We start from the raw sequence: 12,634 nt of genomic DNA, 5'->3' as shown, positions 1-12,634 counted from the left end.
TTGGATGGATTGCGACGCCCGAGCCTCGTCCGTACCTTTCGGACGCTCCTCGGCAGAGCGAGCAGCCTGGACGGCCCTCGGCCGTCCGTTGTGTTTGGCGCCCCGCCCGGGTCTCACCCCCGTCCGGCCGCCCGAGCGACGCCCGTTCCGCCGAACGGGCGTTTTCCGTCTCCCCCTCCTCCGTTTTCGCCCACGTGTCCGTCCAGCCCCCCGTCACCCCCTCTCTCGCCGACCGCATCCGCGGCTTCGCCGAGGAAGCCGTCGCCGACACCGACCTGTTCGTGCTCGGTGTGGAGGTGCGTGGCTTTCAGGGCAGCCGCGTCGTGGAGGTCTTCGTCGACTCTCCGACGGGCGCCGGCTCCGACGACCTGACGGCGCTGAGCCGCTCGCTCGGCTTCCTGCTCGACACCGAGGACGTCGTCAAGGGCACGTACCGCCTCGACGTATCGACGCCGGGGGCCGACCGTCCCATCGCCGATCCGCGCCAGTACCCGCAGCACGTCGGCCGCACGCTCGCCGTGTCCGTCGAGCGGGCCGAGAGCGAACTCGTGACCGTTCAGGGCGAGCTGCTCGCCGTCGAGGACGGCGCGCTGGTGCTCGACGGCGAGACGGCGCCCATCCCCTTCGATGCCATCCGCGACGCCCGCGTCGTCCTTCCCTGGTAACCCGTTTCCGGTGACCGGCCCTCGGTCGCCCGCCTGACAACGACGCCCTTCGCCCGCCGGAAACCGACCACCGACAACTCTATGCAGTCCACCGTCCTCGTCTCTTCCTTCGCCGAGATCGCGCGCGAGAAGGAGATCGACCGCGACACGCTCCAGGTGATCATCGAGGACGTGTTCCGGGCGATGATCAAGAAGCGCTACGGCGCCGACGACCCGGAGGCGTTCCAGATCGTCTTCAACCCCGACAACGGCGACTACCAGATCCTCCACGTCCGCGAGGTGGTGGAGGACTACGACCTCGAGGACCCCGTCCTCCAGATCGAGTACACCGACGCGGTCCAGATCGACGAGGAGTATGACATCGAGGACGAGGTGGCCGTCCAGATCCACATCGAGGACTTCGGCCGCCGCGCCGTCCAGGCCGCGCTCCAGACGTTCCGCCAGCGGATCCGCGACATCGAGAAGGAGAACATCCACCGCGAGTACTCCGAGCTGATCGACGAGATCGTCGTCGGCGAGATCTACCAGACGCGGCGCCGCGAGGTGCTCGTGCTCCACAACAAGACGGAGCTGGTGTTGCCGCGCCAGGAGCAGATCCAGAAGGACCGCTACCGCAAGGGCGACATGCTCCGCGCGGTCGTGCTCGACGTCGACCGTGACGCCGGCGCCTCCCCGCAGGTCATCATCTCGCGCACTGCGCCGGTCTTCATCGAGCGCCTGTTCGAGCTGGAGGTGCCCGAGATCTACGACGGCATCATCGAGATCAAGAAGATCGTCCGCCTGCCCGGCGAGCGCGCCAAGATGGCCGTTCTGAGCCACGACGACCGGGTCGACCCCGTCGGCGCGTGCGTCGGCGTGAAGGGCTCCCGCATCCACGCGGTCGTCCGCGAACTGGGCGGCGAGAACATCGACGTGGTGCCGTGGACCGACAACACGATCGACTTCATCAAGCGGTCGCTGGCCCCGGCCAAGCCGATCGCGGTCGAGCTCAACCACGAGCTGGTCCCGCCCCGCGCCCGCGTTACCGTCCCGGCCGACGAGGTCTCGATGGCCATCGGCCGCGGCGGCCAGAACATCCGCCTCGCGTCGATGCTGACCGGCTTCGAGCTGGACGTCTACCGCGACATCAAGTCGGACGAGGAGGACGTCGACATCGAGGAGTTCTCGGACGCCATCCCGCCGGAGATCATCCAGAAGCTCAAGGACATCGGCTGCGACACCGCCAAGGCGGTGCTGGAGCTGCAGCCCTCAGAGCTGGCCCGCCGTACCGACCTTTCGGAGGAGCAGGCGCAGAAGATCACCTGGCTCATGGAAGCCGAGTTCGAGCGCGACCCCGACGCCACCGTCGATGGCAAGCCGCTCGCGACCGCGGACGAGGACGCCGACGTGCCTTCGGATGAGGTCGCTTCTGCCGACGACGCCGATGTGGCCCCCGAGGCCGCCTCGGAGGTCGAGCCCGATGCCGACCCGGAATCCCCGGCCGACGACTCGTCGTCTGAGGAGGAGCCCCTGACCGACGAGCCGACCGCTTAGCCGAGAGCAACCCCGGCACCCTAGATTTCCGACGGCTCCGCCGTCTCTCCCCACGCCTCACCGCATGCCCACCCCGCGCAAGCGACGTACCGACCAGCCGAAGCGCGTTCAGCTCTTCAAGGCCTCCCGCGAACTCAACATCGCGACCGACACCATCGTGTCGGCGCTGACCGAGCGCGGCTTCGAGCTCGACGACAAGCTGGCTGCAGGCGACCCCAACGGTCGGCTGTCGCCGGAGATGTACGACGTTCTCATCGAGACGTACTCCGACGATGCCGACGCCAAGGCGCGCGTCCGCGAGCGTCGCCAGCAACTCGCATCCGCCGAGGCGGAGGCCGAGGAGCCGGCCGAGGCCGTGTCTGCTGAGCCGCCGGCACCCGTCGCGGAAGCGCCTGTCGCCGAGACGCCCGTCGCCCCCGCCGAGCCGGTCGTCCAGACTCCCGCTCCTGCCGAGACGCCGGTCGCCCCGGCGGAGCCGGTGATCGAGACACCCCCCGCCCCCGCCCCGGAGCCGGTGGCAACGCCCGAGCCTGTCGCCGAGACGGCGCCTGTCGCCCCGCCCGTCGCAGAGCCGACCCCTGAGCCCGTCGCCGAGACGGCTCCGGAGCCGGTCGCGGAGGCAACCCCTCAGTCTGCTCCCGACGTGACGCCCGCGCCTGCTGCCGAGGCTGCACCCGTCGCCGAGACGGAGCCCGTCGCGGAGACCTCCGAGCCGGTCGCCGAGGCGACGCCGGTGCCGGAGGCAGCGCCCGACCCCGTCACGCAGGGCGCGATGGATGTCGACGAGCCCGCCCCGGCTGCCGACGATGGCGGTGTCGTCCGCGCGAACCGGTACGGCCTGACGGGCACCAAGGTGCTCGGCAAGATCGACATCTCCGGTCTGGAGACTGGTCGTCGTCGCAAGCGCAAGCGCAACAACGACGAGCCCGCCTCGGCGCCGCCCGCACCGGGAGCCGCCGGCGGTGGCAAGCCCGCCCGCTCCAAGTCGGGCAAGGCCAAGAAGGGGAAGCGGTCCGTCGACCAGGGCGAGGTCCAGAAGAACGTCTCCGAGACGCTCCAGAAGGCGTCCGGCTCGGGCACCAAGCGGACCCGTCAGAAGCGCCGCCGCGCCCGTCGCGACGAGCGCGCCGCCATCCGCGAGGCACGCGATCAGGAGATGATGGAGCAGGCCTCCGTCCTCCGGGTCATGGAGTTCATCTCCACCGGCGACCTCGCCGAGGCGATGAACATCCCGGTGACGGAAGTCATCTCGAAGGGCTTCGGGCTCGGCATGATGGTCTCCATCAACCAGCGCCTTGACGCCGACGCCATCGTCCTCCTCGCCGACGAGTTCGACTTCGAGGTTGAGTTCATGGACGACATTGAGGAGGAGTTTGACCTCGTGACCGAGGACGCCGAGGAGGACCTCGTGCCGCGTCCGCCGATCGTGACCATCATGGGCCACGTCGACCACGGCAAGACGTCGCTGCTCGACTACATCCGTGAGGCCAACGTGGTCGCGGGTGAGGCGGGTGGCATCACTCAGCACATCGGCGCCTACCAGATCACGACGTCGGAGGACAAGAAGATGACCTTCTTGGACACCCCCGGTCACGAGGCGTTCACCGCCATGCGTGCGCGTGGCGCCCAGGTCACCGACCTCGTCATTGTGGTCGTCGCAGCCGACGACGCGGTGATGCCGCAGACGATCGAGGCCATCAACCACTCGCGCGCCGCCGAGGTGCCAATGGTGATCGCGATCAACAAGATCGACCGCGAGACGGCGAACCCGGACAAGATCATGGCCCAGCTCGCCGAGCAGGGCGTGCAGGTCGAGCAGTACGGCGGCTCCGTCCAGTGCGAGCTCATCTCGGCCATGAACGGCACCAACGTGGACTCGCTGCTGGAGAAGGTCCAGCTCGAAGCTGACCTGTTGGAGTTGACGGCCAACCCGGACCGTTACGGCGTCGGGACGGTCGTCGAGGCTCGCCTCGACAAGGGCCGGGGCGTGGTCGCGACCGTGCTCGTCGAGAACGGCACGCTGGAGGAAGGCGACGCCTACGTCGTCGGCCTCACGTCCGGCCGCGTCCGAGCGATGTTCAACGAGCGCGACGAGCGTGTCAAGGTGGCCGGCCCGGCGACGCCGGTGCAGGTGCTCGGCCTGAGCGCTGCGCCCGCCGTCGGCGACCGCCTGATCGTGCTCGAAGACGAGCGCGAGGCCCGCGAGATCGCGTCCAAGCGCCAGCAGCTCATCCGCGAGCAGACGCTCCACCAGCGTCGCCACGTGACGCTCGCCGACCTCAGCCGCCGCATGGCGCTGGGCGAGATCACGAACCTCAACCTCGTCGTTAAGGGCGACGTGGGTGGCTCGGTCGAGGCCCTCAGCGACTCGCTGCTGAAGCTCTCCAACGACGAGGTCGCCGTGCAGATCGTCCACTCGGGCGTCGGCGCGATCACCGAGTCGGACGTGATGCTGGCCATCGCCTCGGACGCCATCATCATCGGCTTCCAGGTGCGCCCGGTCGCCGGTGTCCGCGCCATGGCCGAGCGCGAGGAGATCGACATCCAGCTCTACTCCGTCATCTACGACGCCATCGAGGATGTCCGCGATGCGCTCGAAGGCCTCCTGGAGCCAGAGGAGAAGGAGACCGTCACGTCGACCATCGAGGTCCGCGAGACGTTCAAGGCGCCGAAGGTGGGCACCATTGCCGGCTCCTACGTCGTGGAGGGCAAGGTGTCGCGTGGCGACCGCCTCCGCATCGTGCGCGACGGCGTCGTGATCTACCAGGGCGTGATCGACACGCTCCGCCGCTTCAAGGAGGACGTGAAGGACGTCGCGGCGGGCTACGAGTGCGGCGTCACGGTCAAGAACTACAACGACATCAAGGTCGGCGATCAGTTCGAGACCTACACCGTCACCGAAGAGAAGCGGAAGCTCACGGTTTAAACGAGGGTGGGAGGGAGGAGGGATGGGGCCCATGGCTTCTCCCTCCTCCCTCTGCATCCCGCATCCCCCATCCCTCATGTCCATCCGCACCGATCGGGTCGGCCGCATGATCCAGCGCGAGGTGGCCGACCTCCTCGTGACCGATTTCGGCGAGGCCAGCCAGTCCCTCGTGACCGTCACCGGCGTCCGCATGACGGACGACCTCGGCACGGCCTACGTGGACGTGTCGGTGCTTGGCGCCGACGACCTCCAGCGCAAGACCGCGCTGGCGCGCCTCGACGCGCAGTCCAGCGAGATCCGCCATGCGCTCGCGCAGCGCATCCGCCACCAGCTCAAGCGGATGCCGGACCTCAAGTTCTTCCTCGACGAGGGCGCCCAGCGTCGCGAGCGCCTGGACGACATCTTCGCTCAGATCGCTGCTGACCGCCCGGCCGACGACGCGCCCGAGGCGGACGACGAGACGCCGTCGCGCGGCGAGTATTAGGCGTGGTGGATGACCTCCGGATCGTCACCGCGGGCGAGTCGCTCGCGCGGCCCGTCGAGCCAGCCGCCGTGCTGGTCGACAAGCCGGGCGGCATCACGTCGTTCGGCGTCGTCAAGACGGTCCGCTGGGCCCTGCGGGTCAAGAAGGTCGGCCACGCGGGCACGCTCGACCCGATGGCGACGGGGCTCCTGATCGTGCTGGTCGGACGGAACGCGACGCGCCAGCAGGACCGCTTCATGGGCCTGCCGAAGACCTACACCGCGACGGTCCGCCTCGGGCAGACCACGACCACCTACGACGCCGAGGGCGACATCGAGACCGAGGTGGACGCCACGGGCGTGTCCGACGACGCCATCGAGGCGGCCCTGGTCGGCTTCCGTGGCGACATCCTCCAGCGCCCGCCCATCTTCTCGGCCATCAAGAAGGACGGCGAGCGGCTCTACAAGAAGGCGCGGAGGGGAGAGGAGGTCGAGATCGAGGCCCGTCCCACGTCGGTCTACGCGTTCGACGTGCTGGATCGCCGCGGCGACGACGTGGACGTGCGCGTGGAGTGCTCGAAGGGGACTTACGTGCGCTCCCTCGCCCACGACCTCGGTCAGGCGCTCGGCGTGGGCGGGCACCTCGTCGCGCTCCGGCGCGAGGCCATCGGTCCGTTCCAGGCCTCCGAGGCGTTCGATCTGAACGACCTCATGGAGGCAGCCCGAGAGCCCGCATGACGCGCGAACACGGTGCCTCGGTTCGTGCAGACCCTCGCTCGGTGGTCACGACCGGCACGTTCGACGGGGTCCACCTGGGGCACCAGGCCATCATCCGCTACCTCGTGGCGCGGGCGGCCGAGACGGGCGGCGTGCCGACGGTGGTGACGTTCGACCCGCACCCGCGCGAGATCCTGACCGGCCACGCCATCCCGCTCCTGACGTCGCTCGACGAGCGAGCCGACGCGCTGGAGGCGCTCGGTGTGGAACGGTTCGTCGTGCTGCCGTTCTCGCGCGACCTGTCGCTGCTGGAGCCCGAGGACTACGTCGCCGACGTGCTGCTGGGGACGGTCGGCATGCGGGAGATCGTGATCGGGTACGACCATCGGTTCGGGCGGAAGGCGCGGGGCGACCGCGCCCTGCTGGAGCGCCTCGGCGCCCGCCTGGGTTTCTCTGTGGACGTGATCCCGGAGCAGATCGAGGACGACGTGACGGTGTCGTCCACTGAGATCCGCCGTCTGCTGGCCGACGAGGGAGACGCCGAGCGGGCGAGCCACCTGCTCGGCCGCCCCTACCGGATCTCCGGCACCGTCGTCCGCGGGGATGCACGGGGCCGCACCATCGGCTACCCGACGGCCAACCTGCGCCCAGTGGACGCCCGGAAGCTCGTCCCAGCGCTCGGGGTCTACGCCATCCGCGCGAGGCTCGCAGACGGCACCGAGGGGGGCGGCATGATGAACGTCGGTCGCCGCCCCACCTTCGAGACCGACGGCACGCGGACTCTTGAAGCCCACCTGTTCGAGGTCGACCGCGACCTCTACGGCCAGACGCTGACCGTGGACCTGGTCGCGCGCCTCCGGGAGGAACAGCGCTTCGGCGGGGTGGACGCGCTGGTCGCACAGTTGGGCCGAGATCGGGCGGCTGCCGTGGCCGTGCTGGAGCAGTAATCACTTCTACGAGAGGTCGTTTCTGAGCCTCCGAAGCTCGCCGCGGGGGCCGAGATCGGGCGCGGAAACCGGCGGGGCGCGACGCCTTGAGCCGAGGCCGATTGTGACGCGTCGGCGTTCCAGAGAAGGCGGCTGTTTGGATCGGCCATTTGGCCCCGAGGACGTGGTATGGGCTGTGCAGATGGCGAGTCATCACAAGCCCTCCGCGTCCGCGCGGCCATGGAACGCATCCTCGCTCTCGCAGCCCTCGCGCTCGCCTCCCTCCTCAACTTCAACACCCACCGCGCGGACATCGAGGTCGGACAGGACCTCATGGCCGAGGAGATCGAGTCGCTGGGCGGCGACCTGATCCAGAGCACGTTCGAGCAGATTGCCGCGCTCCCGTTCGACGCGGTCGCGCAGCCCGCCTCCGCCAACGACCTCACCGGTCCGACTCAGTTCGGAGGGGCCGCCTCGTGGGACGCGGCCACCGACCTCGACGATCTCGATGGGGCGACGGTGACGCGTCGCCTGCAGGGAGCGTCCGGGGGAGGTCTGGACTACACGCTGGCGGCGGAGGTCGCCTACGTCGAGAAGAGCGGCGGGACGTGGCGGGAGGTGCCGCGGCGGACTTACTTCAAACGGTTAACACTGACCACCACCGGTCCGGACTCCTTCGCCGCGACGCTCACGAGCGTCTACACCGCGGAGGGCCAGTAGTCATGAGTGTCTGGCTCGATCATCTGACGTCCATCCTGATGGCTGGCGTCGTGATCCTCATCCTCGCGGCCATCTGGTACCGCAATCAGGTCTCCGCGGTGGCGACCACCAACACGTACCGCGACCGGGCGCGCATCGAGGTGGTCCGCGAGACCCTCGATCGCGACATGGCCCGCCTCGGCGCCGACGTCGACCCGTCCGAGGCCGCGATCCTGGGCTGGTCGTGGACCGGCACCACCCGCACGTTCGAGTTCCGGGGGGCAGTCCACGAGGCGGGCACGGTGGACCGCATCCGCTACCTCGCCACACGAACGGCCTGCACCACCTCCGACGCGAGCACCTGCTGGCGCCTCCAGAGACAGACCTGGACCGGGAGCGGCTATGCCGTGTCCGGAGTCGACATGGAGGTGGATACGGTCCAGGTCTCGCTCACGCCGACAGGACCGGTCGCCGACGCGACCGGGGTCTCGATTCGCATCGTTCTCCCTGCCCCCGAGCTTCGCCCGAACACCACGGCCACCGACCCTCGCCGGCTTCCCATTTCTCTCGACCGGTACTACCGGCTCGTCAACCAGGTCCTCCGGACCTCCGCCTGATCATGGGACGGTTCCTTCTTCTCCTCGTCGCGGCGTCCAGCCTGACCACTGGCTCGGTCCTGGCCAACCGCGGGCTCGACGCCCGCGCCGGAGGCAATGCGCTCGCGCAGAACCACCTCGGCATCGTCGTCGCGGAGCGCCTCTCCGAGACTGGCCTCGAAGAGGCCACCGAGCTGGTGTCGACCCTGACGGGTCTTCCTGCCACCAGCACCCTCCGCGGGGAGTTGGACGGGGGGACGTACACCGTCCAGATCGTTCCGACGCCGCCCCGTTTGCTGACCGTCACCTCGGTGGGGGAGGTCACGGGCGTCGGGCGGGAGGGCACGGTCCGCCACACGCGTGAGGCGACGTTCGAGTTGAGGGCGAGCACGTCCGGCGCGCCTCCCGTTGCCCGGTTCCTGGGGCAGGCGCTCACGCTGGAGCAGAGCCTGACCATGAACACGTCGCAGCGCGTGCTCTCGGCAGACCCCGCGCTCAACGCGAACATCCACACCAACGGCGGTAGCTACGTCAACATCACCGAGAACGCGGGCATCCAGGGCTTCTACCAGTCCGTGACGCCGCCCACGCAGCAGTGGCAGAAGGACCGCCTGGCGCGGGCCTTCCGGCCGAACGCCAACCCCTCAGGACTGGCGGTCTACCAGACGGTCGAGCGCATCGAGATCCCCGTGATCCGGGTGGCGGACTATCTGTCGAAGGCGACCCTGGTCTCTGCGACCAACGTGCAGCCGTCCGGTGGCGTGATCGACTTCTCGGCGACCAGCACGGCCGAGAACCCGGCCGTCTGGGTCATCCGCGGGGACCTCAACATCAACGGTGGGAAGTCGGTCGAGGTCAAGGGGTTCGTCAACATCATCGCGTCGGGAAACATCAACGTCAACGGGTCGCTGCAGACGGCCGCGGGGAGCACGCTGTCGCTGTACTCCGAGCGCGACATCAGCATCAACGGGTCCGCCCAGATCACGGGGTCGCTGATGAACAACCAGAACATCCAGCTGAGTGGCAGCACCGTGCTCACCGGTCCGGTGACGACGCGCGGGACGGTCAACTTCAACGGCAACGCCAGGATCGTGTACCAGCCCCTCTCGGGGTACATGACGGCCCCTCTCTTCGGAGGCACGGCGGCCACCACCGCAGTCGGCTTCCGGATGGTGTTCGTGCGGGCGTAGGGCGGCGTGAAGACCGTGGGCAGGCCTCCGGAATCGCGTCCCGGTACCTTTGGGGCGCACCACGAGGGTGCCCCGACTGTCCCCCCCAACCCGATCGGGGGGGCGGTCTTCTCCCGTATCGAAGATCGGCAGAGGATCGACCATGATCACCAAGGACAAGAAGCAGACCATCATCGAGCAGCACGGAGAGAGCGGCCAGGACACCGGCAAGCCGGAAGTCCAGATCGCCATCTTCACGGCTCGCATCAACGAGCTGACCGAGCACCTCAAGACCCACAAGAAGGACCACACGTCCCGCCTGGGCCTGCTCAAGATGGTCGGCAAGCGGCGCCGCCTGCTCCGCTACCTCAGCGACAACCACATCGACCGCTACCGCGCCATCATCGCGGAGCTCGGTCTCCGTCGCTAAACCGCCTCCGGCGGCGCCTCTCTGTGGGGCGCCGCCGGTTTTCGTTCCGGCCGCCACTCGGGTCGCCGGACGTTTCCGCGTGACGACCGCCCCCCGGCGATCGGTTCTCGCACCCGCCCGCCTCGGAGACGCCGGGGCCGACGCGCGCGAGAACGGATTCCCGGACTCCCCGGCGAACCGTCCGCATCATCAGGGCCCGAACAAGACCGGCCCGCACCCCAACACTTCATGGCAGCCCCCCAGGCTATCACGCAGACCATCGAGGTCGGCGGCAAGACCATCACGCTCGAGACCGGCAAGCTCGCCAAGCAGGCCGACGGCGCCGTCGTCACCTCGCTCGGCGACACCGTCGTGCTCTCGACGGCGGTCACCGACCGCAACCTCCGCGACGGTCAGCACTTCTTCCCGCTCACGGTCGACTACCGCGAGCGCTTCTCCGCGAAGGGCGCCTTCCCCGGCGGCTTCTTCAAGCGCGAGGCCCGGCCCTCCGACAAGGAGACCCTCACCGCGCGTCTCATCGACCGCACCATCCGGCCCCTCTTCCCGGACGGCTTCCGGAACGAGGTCCAGGTCCTCAACTACGTCCTGGCCGCTGACGTCGAGATGGACGCCGACGTGATCGCGGGCATCGGCTCCTCGGCCGCGCTCAGCCTCTCCGGCAGCCCGTTCGACGGCCCGACCGCGCACGTCCGCGTCGGCCGCGTCGACGGTGAGTTCATCCTCTTCCCGACGGCGGAGGAGCGGACCGCGTCCGATATCGACTTGATCGTGGCCGGCAAGGCCGACGCGATCGCGATGGTCGAGGGCGAGATGGATGAGATCAGCGAGGACGACATGGTCGCCGCGCTGGAGTTCGGCTTCGAGGCCATCAAGACCATTGTCGCCGGCATCACCGAGTTCGTCGGGAAGCGCGACGAGCAGAACGGCGCCCCGGCCCCGCTGGAGTACAGCACGGTCGCCCCGGACGACTCGCTCGTCGAGACCATCTACGGCCACATCAAGGACGACGTCGACGCGCACCTGCGCTCGGAGTACTCCAAGGAAGCCTTCTATGGCGGCGTCAAGGAGATCCGCGACAACCTGATCACGAAGCTCTTCGGCGAGGGCGACGACGCCGTCGCTGAGATCGAGGGTGGCTTCGGCGTCGGCGAGGTCAAGGAGGCGTTCAAGGCCGCCGAGTCCCGCGTGATGCGCGAGATGATCCTCGACGAGGGCCGACGCCTCGACGGTCGCAAGACCGATGAGATCCGCGACATCTGGACCGAGGTCGACTACCTCCCGAAGGTGCACGGCTCGGCCGTGTTCACCCGCGGCGAGACGCAGACGCTCGTCATGGTCACGCTCGGCACCGGCCGGGACGTCCAGGCCGTCGACCAGCTCTTCGACCAGACCGACAAGCGGTTCTACCTCCACTACAGCTTCCCGCCGTTCTCCGTCGGCGAGACCAAGTTCCTGCGCGGCCCGAGCCGTCGCGAGATCGGTCACGGCATGCTCGCCGAGCGCGCGCTGTCGAAGGTGATGCCGGGTGAGGAGGAGTTCCCCTACACCGTCCGCATCATCTCGGACGTGCTGGAGTCCAACGGCTCCTCGTCGATGGCGTCGGTCTGTGGCGGCTCGCTGGCCATGATGGCCGCGGGCATCCCGATCCACAAGCCGGTCGCGGGCATCGCGATGGGCCTGATCGCCGAGGGCGACAAGATCCAGATCCTGAGCGACATCCTCGGCACCGAGGATCACCTCGGCGACATGGACTTCAAGCTCTGTGGCACCGAGGACGGCATCACGGCCTGCCAGATGGACATCAAGATCGACGGGCTGGCCATGAGCACCATGCGCGACGCGCTGGAGCAGGCCAAGGCCGGTCGCCTGCACATCCTCGGCGAGATGGCCAAGACGATCGCCGAGCCCCGCGAGGACATCTCGCCCTCGGCCCCGCGTCTCATCCAGGTCGTCATCGACCAGGACTTCATCGGCGCCATCATCGGGCCCGGCGGCAAGATCATCAAGGGCATCCAGGCCGACACGGGCGCCCAGATCAACATCGACGAGCGCGACGGCAAGGGCTACGTGACCGTCGCCGCCCCGGACATGGATGCGGCCTACGCGGCCGTGGACATCATCCGTGGCATCGTGACGCAGCCGGAGGTCGGTGAGAAGTACACCGGCACAGTCAAGAACCTGCTGCCCTTCGGCGCGATCCTCGAGATCATGCCGGGCAAGGAGGCCATGCTGCACGTCTCCGAGATGGCCCACGGCTACGTCAACGACCCGGCCGACGAGTGCCAGGTGGGCGACAAGCTGGAGGTCCAGCTCATCGAGATCCGCGACGGTGGCAAGCTGCGCGTCAGCCGCAAGCCGTTCCTCCCGGAGCCCACCGAGGAGGAGAAGGCCGAGATGGCGAAGCGCCGCGAGGAGCGGGGCAGCCGTGACGGCGGTGGCCGGAGCGGCGGTGGCCGCGGTCGTGGCCGTCGCCGCGACTAAGCCTCGACCCCAGCGGCTCGTCCGCTGACA

11 protein-coding genes are annotated in these 12,634 nt (G+C 68.8%); all 11 read left to right on the top strand.

Going from position 1 to position 12,634, the window contains the following annotated elements:
* The first annotated feature begins 194 nt into the window (after nucleotides 1-194).
* Nucleotides 195-665, top strand: coding sequence for a ribosome maturation factor RimP (gene rimP, locus B1759_RS19555; protein ID WP_158225059.1), 471 nt, complete (start codon nucleotides 195-197; stop codon nucleotides 663-665).
* A gap of 81 nt (nucleotides 666-746) precedes the next feature.
* Nucleotides 747-2,198, top strand: a complete 1,452-nt coding sequence (gene nusA, locus B1759_RS01465; RefSeq protein ID WP_095513255.1) for a transcription termination factor NusA — start codon at nucleotides 747-749, stop codon at nucleotides 2,196-2,198.
* Between the two features lie 64 nt (nucleotides 2,199-2,262).
* Nucleotides 2,263-5,124, top strand: coding sequence for a translation initiation factor IF-2 (gene infB, locus B1759_RS20405; protein WP_095513254.1), 2,862 nt, complete (start codon nucleotides 2,263-2,265; stop codon nucleotides 5,122-5,124).
* Nucleotides 5,125-5,200: 76 nt separating this feature from the next.
* Nucleotides 5,201-5,608, top strand: coding sequence for a 30S ribosome-binding factor RbfA (rbfA, locus tag B1759_RS01455; RefSeq protein ID WP_158225058.1), 408 nt, complete (start codon nucleotides 5,201-5,203; stop codon nucleotides 5,606-5,608).
* A 5-nt stretch (nucleotides 5,609-5,613) separates the two neighbouring features.
* Nucleotides 5,614-6,324 carry a tRNA pseudouridine(55) synthase TruB gene (gene truB, locus B1759_RS01450; protein ID WP_158225057.1) on the top strand — a complete coding sequence of 237 codons (711 nt, stop codon included), beginning with the start codon at nucleotides 5,614-5,616 and terminating at the stop codon, nucleotides 6,322-6,324.
* Nucleotides 6,321-7,250: a bifunctional riboflavin kinase/FAD synthetase gene (locus B1759_RS01445; protein ID WP_095513251.1), complete on the top strand. Its 930-nt coding sequence runs from the start codon at nucleotides 6,321-6,323 to the stop codon at nucleotides 7,248-7,250. Before truB ends, B1759_RS01445 begins: the two co-directional genes overlap by 4 nt.
* 219 nt (nucleotides 7,251-7,469) lie before the next feature.
* Complete coding sequence (locus tag B1759_RS01440) at nucleotides 7,470-7,949, top strand: hypothetical protein (RefSeq protein ID WP_095513250.1); 480 nt, start codon at nucleotides 7,470-7,472, stop codon at nucleotides 7,947-7,949.
* Between the two features lie 2 nt (nucleotides 7,950-7,951).
* Complete coding sequence (locus B1759_RS01435; RefSeq protein ID WP_095513249.1) at nucleotides 7,952-8,545, top strand: hypothetical protein; 594 nt, start codon at nucleotides 7,952-7,954, stop codon at nucleotides 8,543-8,545.
* 2 nt (nucleotides 8,546-8,547) lie between these two features.
* Nucleotides 8,548-9,714 (top strand): hypothetical protein, encoded by a 1,167-nt coding sequence (locus tag B1759_RS01430; RefSeq protein WP_095513248.1) that lies wholly within the window; start codon nucleotides 8,548-8,550, stop codon nucleotides 9,712-9,714.
* A gap of 142 nt (nucleotides 9,715-9,856) precedes the next feature.
* Nucleotides 9,857-10,123 carry a 30S ribosomal protein S15 gene (gene rpsO, locus B1759_RS01425; protein ID WP_095513247.1) on the top strand — a complete coding sequence of 89 codons (267 nt, stop codon included), beginning with the start codon at nucleotides 9,857-9,859 and terminating at the stop codon, nucleotides 10,121-10,123.
* Nucleotides 10,124-10,351: 228 nt separating this feature from the next.
* Entirely contained in the window at nucleotides 10,352-12,604 is a 2,253-nt protein-coding gene (pnp, locus tag B1759_RS01420; protein WP_095513246.1) for a polyribonucleotide nucleotidyltransferase, read from the top strand.
* Nucleotides 12,605-12,634 lie beyond the last annotated feature (30 nt).

The organism is Rubrivirga sp. SAORIC476 (genome assembly GCF_002283555.1).
In the GTDB taxonomy this organism is placed as follows: Bacteria; Bacteroidota; Rhodothermia; order Rhodothermales; family Rubricoccaceae; genus Rubrivirga.
Note: the sequence above shows the minus strand (reverse complement) of the source record. Positions and strands in the feature narration are given on the sequence as shown.